Origin of the sequence: Micromonospora sp. HM134 (assembly GCF_007833915.1) — a bacterium.
Taxonomy (GTDB): Bacteria; Actinomycetota; Actinomycetes; order Mycobacteriales; family Micromonosporaceae; genus Micromonospora; species Micromonospora wenchangensis.
The window spans coordinates 7,201,296-7,217,883 of record NZ_CP041061.1 but is presented as its reverse complement, the minus strand read 5'-3'; the positions used below and the strand labels follow the sequence as shown (position 1 = coordinate 7,217,883).

Annotated in this window: 14 protein-coding genes; 8 read left to right on the top strand and 6 right to left on the bottom strand. The window is 73.4% G+C overall.

The window, feature by feature from the left end:
- Positions 1–2 precede the first annotated feature (2 nt).
- The 4 genes from FJK98_RS31425 to FJK98_RS33460 all read right to left on the bottom strand — a co-directional run bounded on the left by FJK98_RS31425 (position 3) and on the right by FJK98_RS33460 (position 4,391).
- Positions 3–2,156 carry a peptidase domain-containing ABC transporter gene (locus FJK98_RS31425; RefSeq protein WP_168222589.1) on the bottom strand — a complete coding sequence of 718 codons (2,154 nt, stop codon included), beginning with the start codon at positions 2,154–2,156 and terminating at the stop codon, positions 3–5.
- Positions 2,153–3,145, bottom strand: a complete 993-nt coding sequence (locus FJK98_RS31420; RefSeq protein WP_145922244.1) for a TIGR04500 family putative peptide maturation system protein — start codon at positions 3,143–3,145, stop codon at positions 2,153–2,155. Before FJK98_RS31420 ends, FJK98_RS31425 begins: the two co-directional genes overlap by 4 nt.
- On the bottom strand, positions 3,142–4,152 hold the full coding sequence (locus FJK98_RS31415) for a RimK family alpha-L-glutamate ligase (protein ID WP_145922243.1): 1,011 nt from the start codon (positions 4,150–4,152) through the stop codon (positions 3,142–3,144). Before FJK98_RS31415 ends, FJK98_RS31420 begins: the two co-directional genes overlap by 4 nt.
- Before the next feature lie 68 nt (positions 4,153–4,220).
- On the bottom strand, positions 4,221–4,391 hold the full coding sequence (locus FJK98_RS33460; protein WP_168222588.1) for a putative ATP-grasp target RiPP: 171 nt from the start codon (positions 4,389–4,391) through the stop codon (positions 4,221–4,223).
- Positions 4,392–4,524: 133 nt separating this feature from the next.
- Here FJK98_RS33460 and FJK98_RS34745 point away from each other — a divergent pair, with 133 nt between their 5' ends.
- From FJK98_RS34745 to FJK98_RS33455, 5 genes are all read left to right on the top strand, one after another.
- Positions 4,525–5,919 (top strand): helix-turn-helix transcriptional regulator, encoded by a 1,395-nt coding sequence (locus tag FJK98_RS34745; protein WP_168222587.1) that lies wholly within the window; start codon positions 4,525–4,527, stop codon positions 5,917–5,919.
- Positions 5,920–6,260: 341 nt separating this feature from the next.
- Positions 6,261–7,742 carry an endo-1,4-beta-xylanase gene (locus FJK98_RS31405; RefSeq protein ID WP_145922241.1) on the top strand — a complete coding sequence of 494 codons (1,482 nt, stop codon included), beginning with the start codon at positions 6,261–6,263 and terminating at the stop codon, positions 7,740–7,742.
- 147 nt (positions 7,743–7,889) lie between these two features.
- Positions 7,890–9,431 (top strand): cellulose binding domain-containing protein, encoded by a 1,542-nt coding sequence (locus FJK98_RS31400; protein ID WP_145922240.1) that lies wholly within the window; start codon positions 7,890–7,892, stop codon positions 9,429–9,431.
- Between the two features lie 370 nt (positions 9,432–9,801).
- Positions 9,802–10,575, top strand: a complete 774-nt coding sequence (locus tag FJK98_RS31395; protein WP_145922239.1) for a hypothetical protein — start codon at positions 9,802–9,804, stop codon at positions 10,573–10,575.
- A gap of 188 nt (positions 10,576–10,763) precedes the next feature.
- Positions 10,764–10,910, top strand: coding sequence for a hypothetical protein (locus FJK98_RS33455; RefSeq protein ID WP_168222586.1), 147 nt, complete (start codon positions 10,764–10,766; stop codon positions 10,908–10,910).
- On the opposite strand, the gene FJK98_RS31390 is transcribed toward FJK98_RS33455, so the two are convergent.
- Positions 10,900–11,478, bottom strand: coding sequence for a helix-turn-helix transcriptional regulator (locus FJK98_RS31390; protein WP_145922238.1), 579 nt, complete (start codon positions 11,476–11,478; stop codon positions 10,900–10,902). The two genes, FJK98_RS33455 and FJK98_RS31390, sit on opposite strands and share 11 nt — an antisense overlap.
- Before the next feature lie 47 nt (positions 11,479–11,525).
- On the opposite strand from FJK98_RS31390, the gene FJK98_RS31385 reads away from it, so the two are divergent.
- Positions 11,526–12,311: a trans-aconitate 2-methyltransferase gene (locus FJK98_RS31385; protein ID WP_145922237.1), complete on the top strand. Its 786-nt coding sequence runs from the start codon at positions 11,526–11,528 to the stop codon at positions 12,309–12,311.
- A gap of 95 nt (positions 12,312–12,406) precedes the next feature.
- Here the strand turns inward: FJK98_RS31385 and FJK98_RS31380 are convergent, their stop codons facing one another.
- Complete coding sequence (locus tag FJK98_RS31380) at positions 12,407–12,721, bottom strand: hypothetical protein (RefSeq protein WP_145922236.1); 315 nt, start codon at positions 12,719–12,721, stop codon at positions 12,407–12,409.
- 622 nt (positions 12,722–13,343) lie between these two features.
- Here FJK98_RS31380 and FJK98_RS31375 point away from each other — a divergent pair.
- Together FJK98_RS31375 and FJK98_RS31370 are read left to right on the top strand one after the other, a co-directional pair.
- Entirely contained in the window at positions 13,344–15,212 is a 1,869-nt protein-coding gene (locus FJK98_RS31375) for a RiPP maturation radical SAM C-methyltransferase (RefSeq protein WP_145922235.1), read from the top strand.
- Positions 15,209–16,579: a DUF5825 family protein gene (locus FJK98_RS31370; protein ID WP_145922234.1), complete on the top strand. Its 1,371-nt coding sequence runs from the start codon at positions 15,209–15,211 to the stop codon at positions 16,577–16,579. Before FJK98_RS31375 ends, FJK98_RS31370 begins: the two co-directional genes overlap by 4 nt.
- Positions 16,580–16,588 lie beyond the last annotated feature (9 nt).

Sequence of the window (16,588 nt, the reverse complement as noted above, 5' to 3'; positions counted from 1 at the left end):
GCTCAGCGGACCGGGTCGGGCCACGACCGGACGGCACCGGGCACCCCGGCCAGCCGGGCGAACGGCCCACCGGCGGCCAGCAGCACCCCGGGCGGTCCGCACTCCACCAACCTGCCCCGGTCGAGCACCAGCACCAGGTCGGCGTCCGCGACCGTCGACAGCCGGTGCGCGATGACCAGCCGGGTCACCGGCAGCGTCCGCAGGCCCGCCTCGACGGCCGCCTCGGTCACCGTGTCCAGCGCGCTGGTCGCCTCGTCCAGGATGAGCAGGGCCGGGTCGGCCAGCAACGCGCGGGCGAGCGCGACCCGCTGGCGTTGCCCGCCGGACAGGCCGACGCCACCGTCGCCGAGGTGGGTGTGCAGCCCCATCGGCAGGGCCGCCACGTCGTCGTGCAGCGCGGCCAGCCGTACCGCCCGGTCGACGGCCGCGTCGGACGCGTCCGGGCAGGACAGCGTCAACGCCTCGCGCAGGGTGCCCGCGCCGAGGTAGGTCTCCTGGAGGACCACCCCGATCTGCCGGCGCACCGAGGACAGGTCCAGCGTGGCGAGGTCGTGGCCGTCGACGTGGATGCGTCCCTCGGCCGGGGCGTACAGGCCGGTCAGCAGGCCGACCAGGGTGCTCTTGCCGCTGCCGGAGCCGCCCACCACCGCCACCTTGCTGCCGGGCCGGATCACGGCGGTGACGTCGCGCAGCGCCCAGGGCGACCGCCGGTCGTACCGGAAACCCACCCCGGTGAGGGTGACCAGCCCGGTGAGCCGGGGCGCGGGCGCACCCGGGATGGGCTGCTCGACCGGGGCGTCCACGATGTCGGCCAGCCGGTCCATGGTGGGGGCGAGCAGGGTGAACGACGGCAGCCGCTGGGCCAGCGCGACCGCCGGGGTGATCGCGGCGACCGCGAGCGCGGACAGGCCGGCGGCCCGCCCCGGCGAGTCGGCCTGCCGGACCGCGACCAGCAGCATCAGCACCGGGCACGCCATCGACCCGGCGGCGAGCAGCGCGTCCGAGACCGCCGCCAGCCGGGCCAGCCGGTGCGCCGCCGACACCCCCCGGTCGAACGACTCCTGCCAGCGCCCCCGCACCCGCTGCTGGGCCCCGGCGACCCGGATCGCCGCCATGCCCTGCACCGCCTCGGAGAGCCGGGCCGCCTCCTCACCGGAGGCGAGCAGTTCCTCCCGTTGCAGCGCGCCGGAGCGGCGGCCGACCCACAGCGCGATGCCCGCCTGGACCGCGATCACGGCGGCGGCCACCAGCCCCAGCACCGGCGCCAGCACGGTCACCACGGTCAGGTAGCCGACCACCAGCAGCCCGTCCAGGGCGGTGGCGACCAGCGCCGACGCCAGCAGGTCCCGGACGCCGGCCACCGCCCGGACCCGGTCGACCAGGTCGCCTGCCGACCGGCGGTGGAAGTACCGGTAGACCACCTCGAACAGCCGGTGCACCGTCTCGGTGCCGAGCCGGCTGCCGATGCGCCGTTGCAGGCTGGTCACGGTCAGCCCCCGGGCCAGGGACAACGTCCCGGTGAGCAGGGCCAGCGCGGCGACGGCGGCGAGCCAGGTCACCGCCGGGGGCGCGGCGGCGTCGATGAGCGCGGCGGTCGCCCACGGTACGGCCAGGCCGGTCGCGGTGAGCAGCACCGAGGTCGCCGCCAGCAGCGCGAGCAGCCCGGTGTGCCGGCGCAGCACCGGCACCAGCAGGTCGCGTACCGGTGACGGTGCCGGGGGCGCCGGCGGGGCGGGACCGTCGGCTGCGGCCAGCAGCACCACCCCGGTGGTGCCGGTGGAGAACTGGGCGGGGGAGAGCCGGCGGCGGCCCACGGCCGGGTCGACCACGTCGACGCCCCGGCGGCCGATCCGCTCCACCACCAGGTAGTGGTCGCCGTTCCAGTGGGCCAGCAGCGGCGTCGGCAGCTCCCGCAACCGGGTGGCGTCCCGACGCAGCGCGGGCAGGACGATCGCCCGGCAGCGCAGCCCGTGCTGCTGCGCCTCGTCGCGCAGGTCGCGCAGGCTCAGGCCGTCCCGGCCGACGTCGAGCCGGGCCCGCAGGTACGACACGGGGACCGCCCGGCCGTAGGCGGCGAGCAGCATGGCGAGCGCGCTGGGCCCACAGTCGGTGGCGGCGACCTGGAGCACCACCGGCACCCGTCGCCGGCCGGTCACCGGACCCGGGTCGTCCGGTCCCGGGGCAGCCAGAACCACTCGATGTCGGTGGTTGCCCGCCGCTGCGCCAGCCACTCGTCGAACATGGCCCGCTCGACCAGCGCTCGGATGTCGTCGTCGAGGACGGCCGGTTCCCGGTCGACCACCACCGCCGTCACCGCCGTACCGGCGATCGTGGTCGACACCGGCCCGGCGGCGTCGCGCAGTTCGGGCGGGGCCACGGCCGCGACCGTCCGCAGGGTGCCGGCGGCCCGGCCGGCGCGGACGGCGTCGGCCACCGCCGCGAGCGCCGCCGCGCGGTCGGCGGGGGGTGTCCCTTCGGCGGTCCAGGCGATCAGGAGCCGGTCGAACCTGGACCGGTGCGCGGCGAACCACTCCGGCAGCCGGTCACCCGCCACCCGGGCGCGGAGCCGGGCGACCGCCACGGTGTGGGCGATCAGGTCGGCGAAGTCCTCGGCGGTGAGCCCCCGCTCGGCGAGCCACCGTGCGGTCGACTCGGCGTCGAGCAGCCCCTTGGCCCGGCGGTACGCGTCGGCCGCCGCCTGGAGTTCGCCGTCGTCGACCTCGGCCGGGTGCTGCTCCAGTTCCTCGGCGACCAGGCCGGTGTCGGCCAGCCGGGCGAGCACGTCGTGGTCGTACCAGAGGAAGTCGAGGGCGGTGAGCGCCTCACCCACCCGCAGCGTCCGGGTGCCGACCCGGGCGAGGTGATGGTCGGAGTGCCGGACCGCCCCGCGCAGCGGCCACGGCAGTGCCGGCGTCGGACTGTACGCCACGGAGACCGTGCCGGCGGGTTCGCGCAGCAGCACGTCGAAGGCGACCGACCCGTCGGCCGCCTCCTCGTCGCGTACCACCGCCGGATCGGCGGCGGGCCAGCGTTCCCGCAGCGGGGTGAGGCGTCGTCGGGCCTCGGGCAGGCCGGCGCGGTCGGTGGTCAGCTCCCGTACCAGGGTGACGGCGGCGTCGAGCAGGGCCGGGTCCAGGGTGGTCATGTGGTGGCTCCGGGGGTGGGGGTGGGCGCGGTGAGCAGGTCGACCACGGCGGCGGTGATGGGCAGCCCGGTCTCCTCCTCGACCCACAGGTACTGGCCGCTGGGGTTGATCTCGATGTAGACGTACCGGTCGTCGGGGGTGACGATCAGGTCGAGGGCGCTGTAGCGCAGGCCGAGCGCGCGGGTCAGCGCCACGCACCGGGCGGCGACGTCGTCGGGCAGGTCGTAGCGGCTCAGCGGGGTGTTCCGGTCGTCCTGGCGACGCCAGTCGTGCCGGGCGTGGTTCGACCGCTGGGAGTCGATGGCGGCGGTGAACACCCGGTCCCCGACGACGGTGACCCGTAGCTCGACCCGTTTGGGGACCCGCGCCTGCGCGATGAGGGGGCAGTGGCGTACCCCGTCGACGTGGCCGACGTCGCGGTGGGTGACCGGCTCGGTGAACCGCAGCAGATCGTCGCGGAGGCTGTTCAGCCCGACCTGCTTGGTGATCATCCGACCGCCGGTGTGGTCGAACAGGTCGAGAACCTCGCGGGGGTCGTTGCCGACGGCGGTGGCCGGCACGTCGAAGCCGAGGCGCAGGGCGAGCTGGAGTTGGCGGATCTTCTGCTGGGCCCGCAGCACCACCGGCCGGGGGGCGGGCAGCGCCGGCACGTCGAGGGTCTCCCAGACGTCGCCGACGAACTGCCGGCTCTCCTCGACCACGAAACCGGCGTGGGGTTCGGCGAGGTGGCGCGGGGCGACCGGGACGCCGGGGCGGCGGAACCAGACGGCGGTCACCGCGTCGAGGTCGACCGCCCGGCCGCCGGTGTCGCCCCGACCGGGGCCGTCCGGGTCGGCGTGCCGGATCAGGGTACGGGCCAGCCGCCCGTCCCGGATGGTCACCGACAGCGACGCGTGGGACGGCACGTCGGCCGGGTCGAAGCGGACCCAGGCGGCACCGCGCCGGCCCAACTCCACCTCGGCCGCGTCGGCGTGCACGTCGTCGGGGGCGGTCAGGATGAGGATCATGGGTACTCCGGGCGGGGGCCCGCCGACGGTCCGGCCACCGGTGGGCCGGATCGCCGACGGTGACGGGATCAGAAGTCGGTGTCGGTGTCCGGTCGTCCCCCGCCGGGGATGTCGTCGATGGTCTTCGACGAGCCGGCGTTGGGGCGCGGCAGGCCACCGAGCATCCGGGCGAGCTGTTCGTCCGCCAGTTCCACCCCGTCGGCGGGAATGGTGTCGATCTGTACGGTCCTGCGCTTCATGGTGCTACCTCGTATCCGTTCGCGAACGCCCACCGGCCGGGTGGACCGGCAGGTGCATGCAGTCTCGGTGGGCCGGGGTGACCTGGGCACCAGGGAAATCCCCAGGGTTGGCCCCGGGTTCTACGCTCAGCCGGTGTCCACCGAGATCACGGCCGAGCGCCTGCTGTCGGCGGCCGACCGTGCCGACCCGGACGAGGCCGCGCGCCTGCTGTTCCGGGCCTTCCTCACGCTGTCCCGGACCACCGACAGCGACCAGTTGCTCCCGCTGCTGACCCGGGTGCGGACGGCCGACGAGGCGAGCGGCTCGGCGCGTACCGCACTGATCTACCGGACCCTGGCGGGTACGGCGGCCACCCGGGCCGGCCTCGCCGAGGGCCCGGAGCACCTCGACGCCGCCGTACGGATCTTCGACGAGCACGCCTTCGGCGACGACCCGGTGCTGGTGGAGTGCGCGTTGACCGCCGTGATGACGTTGATGCGTCCGCACGAGGCGCGCCGGTTCGCCCCGCTGCTCGCCGCGCTGGACCTGCCGCCGGCCGACCGGGCCCGGCTGCTCGCCCTGGTCGGGGTCGGTGACTGCTGGGCCGGCAACCTGGTCCGGGGCCAGGCCGAGCTGAGGGAGGCGGCCCGACTGGCCGCGCAGTGCGGCACCCCCGACGTGCAGGCCGAGGCGACCTCCTGGCTGGCCAAGTGCGACGCGTTGCGTGGTGACCTGGACGATGCCGCCGTCCACCTGGACCAGGCCCGGGAGTTGGCCGCGCAGGTCGGTTCGGCCTGGGTGGCCCGCCACCTGCCCGAGTGCACGGCCGCGCTGGCGTTCGTCCGGGGTGACCGGGAGACCTGGGCCGGGCTGCTCGAACTCGTGGTGGCCAGGGACGTCGGGGTGACCGCCGGCCTCCAGTACGAGCACCGCTGGGAGTTGGCCACCCACCACGCCCTCGCCGGCCGGTCCCGGCTGGCCGGTGACCTGCTCGCCGGGGTCGACGACCCGCCGGCCTCCTGGCCGGGAGGACCGGTGCTGCCGGCGTGGCGGGCCTGGATCCTCGATCCGGGCACGGCCACCACGGCGACCCTGACGGCGGCGGTGGACCTGCTGACCCGCCCGGTCGAGCAGTTGCTCGCCGCCCGGGTCGCCTGGCTGCTCGGCGTGCACCACGGGCGGGCCGGCCGGCGGGGCGAGGCGGCCCGGCTGCTGGAGCAGGCGTGCGCGGGGTACGCCCGGACGGGTGCCGCCGGGATGCTCACGCTGGTGATGCGGGACCTCCGCTCACTCGGTACGACCCCGCCGGGTGCCGCGCCGCCGCCGGTCGCCGCCCCGCCGTTCCCGGTGCCGGCCGGGGGGCCGACGCTGACCGAGGCCGAGGCCCGGGTCGCCACCGCGATCGCCAACGGGCTCAGCAACCGGGAGGCGGCGCAGCGGCTCTTCGTCTCGGTGAAGACGATCGAGTTCCACCTGGGCAACATCTTCCGCAAGCTCGGCGTCCGTAACCGTACGGAGTTGGCGGCCCGGCGGGCGGGTACCCGCTGAGGGTGCCGCCTGCGGGTGGCCGGGCCGTCGCGGAGGGTCCACGACCGCCGGTCCGGGGCCGGCACCTGTCGCAGATCGAATCCATTCGATATAGCATCACGGCAGGGCAGCGTCACCCCGCACGGGCGTAGGACGCGGAGTGTTCGCCATCCACCGGGCGGACCGGGCAGCCGGCCGGTGGTCATCGATGAGGCGCGACCGGGCGACCCCGGCCGGCCTCCCTGTGACGTGCTGGTCCCGCCGCAGGCGCGGTGTTCCGGTCGTCGATCCCACCAGCGGTCGACCGGTCGCGTGCCCGCCACGGCGAGGACCGGACGGAACACCGAGGAGGAAAAGCACAGATGAACGACGTACCCGCTCGACCGCGACGCCGTACCAGGAGGGCCACCCGGCTGTTCCTGGGCGGCGCCTGCGCCCTAGCGATCACCGTGTCCTCGATGGCCGTGGCGACCCTGGCCCACGCCGACCTCAGCGGACCGCCCGGGACGACGCTGAAGGCCGCCGCCGAGCGCAGCGGCCGGTACTTCGGTGCCGCCATGGGGTCGGACCGGCTCAACGACTCCGGCTTCCTGAACATCGCCAGCCGCGAGTTCGACATGATGACGGCCGTCAACGAGATGAAGCCGGACGCGACCGAACCCAACCCCGGGCAGTTCGACTTCAGCAGGGGTGACGCGATCTACAACTGGGCCACCCAGCGCGGCATGCGGTTCCGGGGCCACACCCTGGCCTGGCACGCCCAGCAGCCGAGGTTCTGGGGCAGCCTGAGCGGCAGCGCGCTGCGGCAGGCGATGATCAGCCACATCAACGGCGTGATGGCCCACTACAAGGGCAAGCTCTACGCCTGGGACGTGGTGAACGAGGCGTACGCCGAGAACGGCACCCGCCGCTCCTCCAACCTCCAGTCCACCGGCAACGACTGGATCGAGGTGGCGTTCCGCACCGCGCGGGCCGCCGACCCGTCGGTGAAGCTCTGCTACAACGACTACAACATCGAGAACTGGACGTACGCCAAGACGCAGGGCGTCTACAACATGATCAAGGACTTCAAGGCGCGCGGCGTGCCGATCGACTGCGTCGGCCTGCAGACCCACTTCACCGGCGGCAGCTCGCTGCCGGGCAACTTCCAGACCACGCTGTCCAGCTTCGCCGCCCTCGGGGTGGACGTGGCGCTGACCGAGGCCGACGTCACCAACGCCTCGACCAGCCAGTACCAGGGCCTGACCCAGGCGTGCATGAACGTCCCGCGCTGCGTCGGCATCACCACCTGGGGCATCCGGGACAGCGACTCCTGGCGGGGCAACGAGAACCCGCTGCTGTTCGACCGCAACAGCAACCCCAAGGCGGCGTACACCGCCGTCCTCAACGCGCTGAACGCGGCCTCCACCACGGTGCCGGGGACGACGACCCCGCCGCCCACCACCCCGCCGACGACGCCACCGACCACGCCACCGACCACGCCACCGACCACCCCGCCGACCAGCGCTCCGCCGACCACGCCGCCGCCCACCGGGCAGCCGGGCGGCTGCACCGCGACGTACCGCACGGTCAGCAGCTGGAACGGCGGCTTCCAGGGTGAGGTCACCGTGGCCAACACCGGCTCCACCGCCATCACCGGCTGGACCGTGCAGCTGACGCTGGCCGGCGGGCAGACCATCGCCAACGTCTGGAACGGCAGCAGCACCGGCACCAGCGGCACGGTCAGCATCCGCAACGCCGCCTACAACGGCTCGGTGAACCCGAACGCCTCGACCACCTTCGGGTTCCTGGTCAACGGCAGCAGCAGCACCGCACCCGGCAACATCTCCTGCACCGGCTCCTGACGGCGGGCCACCCCGCCCGTCCCGACGCCGGCCGGGCCCGCAGCCACAGGCTCCGGGCCACGGTCGGCGTCGGGACGGCACCGGCGGTCGATTCTTGCCGATGCTTCTGCCTGTTCCCGGGTCGGCGGAATCACTTGACTCATGGTCATGACGCAAACCTGGAACGCGACCCGCCGCTCGGTGGTCGCCGGCGTGCTGCTCGGCGCCACGGTGGTGGTCGGTCCGCTGACGGCACCCTCCAACGCCGCCCCCAGTCAGCCGTTCGGCGCGTCGGCGACCGCGCCGACGGCCGGGAACGACCGCTCCCTCCTCGACCTGATCCCGGCGCAGGCCCGGGACCGGATGCTCGCCCAGGCCCCGCTGGTCGACGCGGCCAACGTCGTGCGCACCGCCGTCGAGGCCGGCGCGCCGCGTGGCTACGCCGGCATCGGCCTGGTGGACGACCACGTCACCCTCTGGTGGAAGGGCGCCCTGCCCGGTGACGTCGCGGCGGCGGTGGCGACCGCACGCCGTACCGCCCCGGTGGAGGTCGTCGGGGCCACCTACACCCGCAGCGAGTTGAAGAAGGCGGCGGCGAAGCTCGCCCCCGTCGTCGACGCCGACCCGAACGACGCGGCCCACGCCGTCCGGCTGCGTACCGACGGCTCCGGGATCGAGGTCGCCGTCGACCCGAAGGCCGGCGCGAAGCAGCCGAAGCTGCCGGCGACCGGGGTCAGCACCCGCACCGTCGTCCGGGAGCGGATGGTCGAGCGGTCCCGGTACAACGACGCCGCGCCGTACGACGGCGGGATCGGCATCGGGCTGACCACCTACGGCTGCACCGCCGGCTTCGGCGTCCGCAACCACACCACCAACGCGGGCTACCTGCTCACCGCGGAACACTGCGGCCCCATCGGCCAGCCCTGGCACGTCGCCTGGAACACGAACACCAACACCGGGACGCTCGTCGGCTACTCGGTCGCCAGCAACGACGACCACGACACCATGCTGGTCTCGACCTCCTCGCCGGGCAGCCACATCTATGTCGGCGGGCAGAACGACGAGGTACGCGCCCAGGTGACCGGCTGGACCGAGGTCTTCCCCGGGCAGATGCTCTGCCAGTCGGGGTACACCTCGGCCGGTGAGCTCGGCGGGCCGGTCTGCAACCTGCGGGTCGAGTTCCACTACGACGACATCGAGGACCTGGTCGAGGCCACCCAGCTCGACGGCGACGAGGCGGCCCGGGGCGGCGACAGCGGCGGACCGGTCTACTTCGTCAACCCCAACGGCACCGTCCTCGCGGCGGGCACCACCACCCGGTCGGCCGGTCCCGGCTTCGGCTTCCAGGACTTCGCCACCGCCCGGGACGACTACGGCGACATCCGGCCGGCGACCGCCCTCGCGAGCACCTGCCGCGTGTCGTACGTGGTGACCAACTCGTGGGGCACCGGCTTCAACGCCAGCGTCACCGTCTACAACGACGGCCCGGCCGTCAACGGCTGGTCGCTCGGCTGGACCTTCCCCGGCAGCCAGCTGATCCAAGGGCACTGGAACGGCGTCTTCCAGCAGACCGGCGCGTCGGTCACGGTGGGCAACGAGAGTCACAACGCCAACATCCCGACCAACGGCGCGGTCAGCTTCGGCTTCACCGCCAACGGTTCCCCCGCCGTCCCGGTGCCCTTCACGCTCAACGGCACCACCTGCAACTGACCGGCCCGGCTGCGGTGGGACGCCGCAGCGGGTGAGCACCTGAGGGCCCCGCCGGGCTGACCGGCGGGGCCCTCGTCCCGTGCCGCCGGAGGCCGGCCGGTCCGCCCCGCCGCGTGAGCTGTGCTGATAGTTGTCGATATTGCTAGGGCGGGGTGGGCGTGCTGGAATGGCTCACAGCACCGCAGCACGGGGGCAACCGCGCTGGGGAACCGGTGTACGCGGGAGCAGCGCAGCGCCGGCAGCACGCCGCCTCGGCCGGCGCGTGCCGTACGCCGGGCCATCGCCACGACGACGGGCAGTCGACCCGCCGGCCGGCAGTTCCACCCGGCCCCGCCCACCCGGCAGCGATCACCCCCCATGGAGGACGACCATGCGCAGTTCCCTCGCGGTTCTCACCGCGGCCCTGATCCTCGGCGTCACCGCCGGCAGCGTCCCGGCCGGTGTCTCGGACGCCGCCCCGCGCTCGTGCCACCGTGACCTGTTGTTCTGCGAGGACTTCGAGCGGCTGCCGCCCGGGGGGCCCGGCACGCTGAAGTGGGGCGTCGACACCCGCCACGGCACGCTCACCGTCGAGCGCGCCCGGCACGGCAACCAGGTGCTGCACGTCCGGACCGTCGACAACGGCCGGGCCTTCCTGCGCGTCGACGACTTCGCCGCGCCGGGCAACCGCTTCTACGGGCGGATGCGGCTGCGCGTCGACGCCTTCCCCACCGCCCCGGACTGGGCGCACTTCACGCTGGTGGAGGCGACCGGAAGCGGCAGTTCCGAGGTCGTCCGCCCGGTCGGCGGCCAGTACGCGCCCACCGTCCCCGGCACCTTCTGGGGGGTGGGCGCGGACGGGGGCCCGACCGGCGACTGGACCAACTGGCGGGAGTCCGCCCCGGTCACCGAGGACACCTGGCAGTGCTTCGAGTGGAAGCTCGACCCGACGGACAACCGCGTCGCGGTGTGGATCGACGGGGTGGCGAACCCGGAGCTGACCGCCTCCACCACCGACCACGGCGGCAACGACGTCCCGTTCGTCCTGCCGGCGGTCGACACCGTGAAGATCGGCTGGCAGCTCTACCAGGGCGGCACGACGCCTGGTGAGTTCAACCTCTGGATCGACGACATCGCGCTGTCCACCAAGCGGCTCGGCTGCTGACGGCCGGTCGCGGCGACCGTCGACGGCGGATCGGACGGTCGGACCGGCCGGGGGCCGAACGGTCCCCGGCCGGCACCGTCCGATCCGGAGGGTCGGGGGTCCGGTTCCGGGCCGGGAGCGGGTTTCCCGACCGGGGCGGTGGGGGTAGAGACGGCACCGTCCGTCAGCCCACCGTCGAGGAGAGTGTCATGTCGGTACAGGTGTTCCTCTATGTCGTCGCGGTCATCCTGCTCGTGCTGGCCGCGCTGCCCATTCCCAGCCGTGGCGTCTCGCTCGCCCTGCTCGGGGCGGCGTGCGCCCTGTTGGCCTACGCCTGGCCGGTGATCACCGGTTGACCGGCGGCGGGTGGTGGTGCGGGCCCAGGTGACTGCGCTCGCCCTCGTGGTCGAGGATGCAGAGGATCTCGGCCGGGCCGTCGTGCGCGCCGAACGCGTGCGGGACCAGGGTGGAGAACTCGGCGGCCTCGTTGGTGCCGACGAGGATCGTCCGTTCGCCGAGGCGCAGGACGATCGTGCCGGACAGCACGGTGAACCAGTCCCGCCCCGGATGCACCCGCAGGTCGGTCGGGACGTCCCGGGTGATCCGTAGCTTGGCGACCGTCTGGTTGCTGTCCCGGGACAGCAACCAGGTGGTGACGCCCCGGTTCTCGTCGCAGTGCGGGCGGATCACCACGTCGTCGTCGGCGTCGGACTCGACCAGCCGGTCGAGTGTGATGCCGAGCACCCGCGCGATGGTGGCGACCTGGTCGAGGGCGATCCGGCGGTGCCCGGTCTCGATCCGGCTGAGCGTGGAGGGGCTGATCAGGCAGCGTCGGGCCAGCTCCTCCAGCGACCAGCCGCGCGCCAGCCGCAGGCTGCGTACGCGCTGGCGGACCAGGTCCTCCAGATCCCTGTCTTGCCTCATACGCAAGATGCTATGCCGTACGGGCATGGTCCGGCTACCGTCGCCGGATGGCACACGACCACCTGATCGAGCTGCTCGACCTGGACGCCGAGGTCCTGCACGACTACTTCCGCGACGTGATCGGCTGGGTCGGCCGGGAGGCCGTCGGGCAGCCCCACGTCGTCGACCTGGGGGCCGGCAGCGGCACGGCCTCCCTCGCCCTCGCCCGGGAACTGCCCGACGCCACGGTCACCGCGGTCGACCTCTCCCCGGAGATGCTGGCCCACCTGCGTTCCCGGGCCGACGCCGCCGGCCTGGGCGACCGGATCCGGACCGTGCAGGCCGACCTCGACCAGCCCTGGCCCGACCTCGGGCCGACCGGGGTGATCTGGGCCGCCGCGTCGATGCACCACCTGGCCGATCCGGCGACCGCGCTCGCCTCGGCGTTCGACGCGTTGCGGCCGGACGGGCTGCTGGTGGTCGCCGAGGTGGACGCGTTCCCCCGCTTTCTCACCGGCACGCCGGGCGAGCAGGTGGAGCGGCGGGTGCACGACGAGGCGGCGAAGCGCCGGCACGAGGCGGGCCTGCACATGCACGAGAACTGGGGGGAGCGGATGACGCAGGCCGGATTCCGCTCGGTGACCGAGCGGCGTTTCGACATCGACCTGCGGCCCCCGTTGCCCGCCGCCGCCGCCCGCTACGCGCAGGTTTCGCTGGGCCGGATGCGGCACGGGCTGGCCGACCGGCTCTCCCCGCCCGACCTCGCCGCCCTCGACGGGGCCGTGGCGGGGCTGCCGGGCCGGGACGACCTCAGTGTCCGTACCGAGCGGACGGTCTGGCTGGCCCGCCGCTGACCACCGGCCGCGTGCCGCCGGGCCCGCGCCGGGCCGGCAGTGGACCGGCGCGGGCCCGCTGCCGGACCGGCGCGGGCCTGTAGCGGCCGGGCGGGTCAGGCGCAGCCGCGGTACTGCAACGCGGCGTCCTTCATGTACGCCCAGAGCGGCAGGCCGTTCCAGTAGTCGTAGGTAAGCGTCCAGCCGTTGGCGGTGTTGCCGGTCGGGCCGGTGACGACCTGCCCGTAGCGGCGGGTGCCGTACAGGGTCGACTCGTTGGGCGCGGTGTACATGCCCGCGTAGTCCCAGACCACGGTGAAGCTGCTCGTCGTGCAGGCCGCCTGTGCCGCCCCGGCCGGGGCCAGGGCCGTCAGGGTCGTCGCCGCCACGCAGGCCGCGAGCGTACGCAGCAGATGTCGCCGAACGGTCATCGTGTCCTCCGCCGGATCGTCGGGGATGGATCTGTCACTGGGAGGCTAGACCATCGGGCCGGAGTCGGGGAGTCGATCACGGACGCCCTCCCGCGCGAACGGGCCGCGCTGTCCCCGCCGCGATCGCCCCGCTCTGGCGATCAATTGTGCCGAGGGCGGTTGACTATTCAACATCTGCGGTGGCAGAAATTGTCGCAGCGTGCGGAACTTTTGCATTCGCCATTATCGAGAATGTCGGGGCCGAGAATCCCACGAATCCTTGCCGGATGACAACTGCGCTTGACCGTAATGAATTCCGGAGTTAACGTGTGTTAAGGCTGGAGGTCGTACGACAGGCCTGACGTCATGCAGGTCCGGAAGTGCGACCGGCCCGGTGATGTGCGTCGGCCACCCCGCCCGGGACGGCGCGGAAAGCCGGGCGGCAGCCACCGGAAAATGATCTGAACGCCTCCCCGTGGCTCCCTCGCGGCCCGGGCCGGCGCACTGCGGCAGAGCACCGCCATCTGGTCGGTGAACCACCGCGGAAAAGATCGGGAAGCGGTCCCCGAATTGCGGTGCCGCGCGCCCCGCGAAAACGACCGCACATTTATCGACCGCGACGGAAGAAGCTGGGTGGAATACCGTGAAGCTCCTGATGGTCGCCATGCCCTGGCAGGGTCTCGACACCCCGTCCAGCGCACTGGGAATCCTGGGGCAGTGTGTCCGGAGGCACGCCGCCGACTGGGAGATCGACGAACTGTACGCCAACCTCCGGTGGGCCGAGCACCTGCTCGTCGAGAGCGGCGGCACCCTCACCCCGACCGACTACGGCAACGTGGCGGACCAGGTGTTCCACGGCGTCGGCGACTGGGTCTTCACCCCGGCGCTGTACGACGTCGACAGCTACCGGGTCGCCGAGTTCGCCGAGTTCCTCCGGCAGCGCGGCGTGGACGCGGACGCCCCCGTCGCGATGCAGCGGCACGCCCGTGGGTTCGTCCGACGGCTCGCCGAACAGATCGCCGCCGACCCGCCTGACCTGGTCGGCTTCACCAGCACCTTCATGCAGAACGTGCCCTCCCTGGCGTTGGCGCGGGAGCTGAAGCGACTCGTGCCGGGCATCCGCACGGCGATGGGCGGCAGCAACTGCGACGGGCTCCAGGGCCCGGCCCTGCACCGCAACTTCCCCCAACTCGACTTCGTGCTCAGCGGCGAGGGCGAACGCTCCCTGCCCATGCTGCTCGACCGGGTCGCCTCGGGTGCCGACCTCGCGGACGTTCCGGGGCTCAGCTGGCGGCACGAGGGGCGGACGGTGGTGAATCCGCCGGCCCGAGGGGCGCTGCCGTTCGCGATGGTGCCCGCGCCCAACTACGACAGCTACTTCCGGGCCCTGGCGGAGACGTCGTTCGCGCCCCAGGTCCGGCCGATGGTGGTCCTGGAGACCTCGCGGGGCTGCTGGTGGGGAGAGGTCCACCAGTGCACGTTCTGCGGGCTGAACGGCTCGAACATCGACTTCCGCAGCAAGGCCCCCGACCGCATCGCCGACGAGGTGGTGGAACTGGCGCAGCGGTACCGGGTCCTGGACCTCGTCATGGTCGACAACATCCTGGACATGAAGTACCTGAACACGGCCATCCCGGCGATGGCCGCCCTCGACTGCGACCTGCGGGTGCACTACGAGATCAAGTCCAACATGACCCGGGACCAGTTGCGCAGCCTGAAACAGGCGAACGTCACCTACGTGCAGCCCGGCATCGAGAGCCTGAGCAGCCACGTGCTGCGCCTGATGGACAAGGGCGTCAGCGCCGCGCACAACGTCCGGATGCTGCGCGACGGCCACGACCTCGGCCTCAACGTCACCTGGAACATCCTCTACGGCTTCCCCGGCGAGACCGAGGACGACTACCGCCGGCTGCTGGGCACGTTCGCCACGCTGGAACACCTGCAACCGCCGACCGGGGCCTGGCGGATCGCGCTGGAACGCTTCAGCCCCTATTTCGAGGACCCGACCCAGGGGTTCATGTACCGCCGGCCGGCCGAGATCTACGACTTCATCTACCAGGTCCCGCGCGACGAGCTGTACGACCTGGTCTACCTCTTCGACACCCGCGACCAGGGCATCGTCGGCCCGATCGAGGACGAGCTGAAGCAGGGCGTCGAACGCTGGGCGCAGGCGTACCGGGGTGGCGACCTGTCCTACTGGGTCGACGACCGGGGCCGGGTGACCATCGAGGACCGCCGGGCCAGCTGGCCCACGGAGACGATCGAGCTGGACGACGTCCACAGCAACGTCTACCTCGGCATGTTCCAGGTCGCCGGCCGGGCGGGCATCGCCCGTCGGCTCGCCGACGGTGGGCACGCCGTCACCGCCGACGCGCTCGACCGGATGCTCCGCTGGTTCGTCGACCGTGGCCTGGCCTTCGAGGACGAGGAACGGTACGTCGCCGTCGCGCTCGACGTCGACCCGTACCGCCGGAAGCTGATCGACGGCAGGGAGGTGGTGGCGTCCCGATGAGCACGTCACTGACGATCGACGACCTGCGGGCCCCCGGCGGGCCCGCCCCGGCGGCCGGCCGGCCGGCCACCCTCACCCTCGACCCGGCGGAACTGCCCACCAGCGGGGAGTTCGCGGAGCTGCTGACCCGGGTCCCCGTCGGCGGGGTACGGCTGGCCGAACCCGTCGACCTGTCCACGCTGCCCGACCGGACCGCCACCCGGATCGTCGCGTTGCTGCGCGAGTGTTCCTCGATCGGCGTACCGGTCACCTGGTCGCTGGTCCTGGACGCGCAGCGGCGGCACCTCGTGCGGCACCTCGACCACCTGCCCGCCCCCGTGCGGGCGACGGTGCGCGGCAGCGGGACCACGGTGGTCGACGGCTGGCGCTCCACCCGGACGTTCGGCCTGCTCCACTTCCGTCGGGGCCCGGGGTTCCTGGCCGTCGTCGACCAGCGTCACCGGCCCGTGCGCCGGCTGGTCCTGGACGACCCCACCTGCGTCGACGTGTTCCTCCGGGCGCTGCCGGGGTGCCCGTGGGCCGAGCTGACCGCCGGGCCGGCCGAGGCCGCCGCCGCCGGCCGGCTGGTGGACGACGGGCTGCTGCTGCGCCTCGGCGACCACTGCGTGACGCTGCCGGTGCACATGCGTTCGTGGCCGCTGGGCGCGGCCCTGCTGGGCGGCACCCTGGCCTCGGCCGGCAAGAAGCGCGACGAGGCCCCCGACCCGGCCGACGCGGACCCCGCCCCGGCGGGGCCGGGCGACCTGCCCCGGGTGGTCCGGTTCGCCCCCGCCGCCGCCCGCCGTTTCGTCGCCGACGCCGTACGGGAGTACCGGAGGTGTCTGGACAGCCGGGACGCCGACGGCGTGCCCCACCACCCGCCCCGCGCGTCGGCGCTGCTGTTCGGGCAGGTGGACGACACCGGGATCAGCATCACCGACATCGAGTTCGTGCCGAACGTCCGGGGGCGCGACGAGAGCGTCATCGCCGAGTTCGAGGAGCGGATCGCCCCCCGCTTCGGCGAGGTCTACCGGGACACCGAACGCGGGTTCTGGTGCGCCGACGAGGGGGTGCTGCGGGCCATCAAACAGCACTCCGTGAACGGCCGGGAACTGCTCGGCTCGGTGCACTCCCACCCGAACTGGCACGAGATCGGCCCACCGCACGAACGCCGGCAACGGCTCAGCGAGCAACCCACCGGCATGGACGAGTACCTGTTCCGCCAGTCGGGCTGGCCGGTGAACGTGATCTGGTACGTCCGGGCGGGCGGTGACCGGCTGATCCACCGGGTGGCGGGGTGGCGGCCCGGACCGCAGGGGTGCGAGCCCCTGGACGTACGCCTGCCGTCGGCGCTGCGTACCGAGATCGAGATCGAGTTTCCAGCCTGACCGCCGCGC

Coding starts and splice junctions, on each gene's coding strand:
- FJK98_RS31420 (WP_145922244.1), bottom strand. CDS start 3,145: ATGACCACCCTGGACCCGGCCCTGCTCGACGCCGCCGTCACCCTGGTA.
- FJK98_RS31415 (WP_145922243.1), bottom strand. CDS start 4,152: ATGATCCTCATCCTGACCGCCCCCGACGACGTGCACGCCGACGCGGCC.
- FJK98_RS33460 (WP_168222588.1), bottom strand. CDS start 4,391: ATGAAGCGCAGGACCGTACAGATCGACACCATTCCCGCCGACGGGGTG.
- FJK98_RS31405 (WP_145922241.1), top strand. CDS start 6,261: ATGAACGACGTACCCGCTCGACCGCGACGCCGTACCAGGAGGGCCACC.
- FJK98_RS31400 (WP_145922240.1), top strand. CDS start 7,890: ATGACGCAAACCTGGAACGCGACCCGCCGCTCGGTGGTCGCCGGCGTG.
- FJK98_RS31395 (WP_145922239.1), top strand. CDS start 9,802: ATGCGCAGTTCCCTCGCGGTTCTCACCGCGGCCCTGATCCTCGGCGTC.
- FJK98_RS33455 (WP_168222586.1), top strand. CDS start 10,764: ATGTCGGTACAGGTGTTCCTCTATGTCGTCGCGGTCATCCTGCTCGTG.
- FJK98_RS31390 (WP_145922238.1), bottom strand. CDS start 11,478: ATGAGGCAAGACAGGGATCTGGAGGACCTGGTCCGCCAGCGCGTACGC.
- FJK98_RS31385 (WP_145922237.1), top strand. CDS start 11,526: ATGGCACACGACCACCTGATCGAGCTGCTCGACCTGGACGCCGAGGTC.
- FJK98_RS31380 (WP_145922236.1), bottom strand. CDS start 12,721: ATGACCGTTCGGCGACATCTGCTGCGTACGCTCGCGGCCTGCGTGGCG.
- FJK98_RS31370 (WP_145922234.1), top strand. CDS start 15,209: ATGAGCACGTCACTGACGATCGACGACCTGCGGGCCCCCGGCGGGCCC.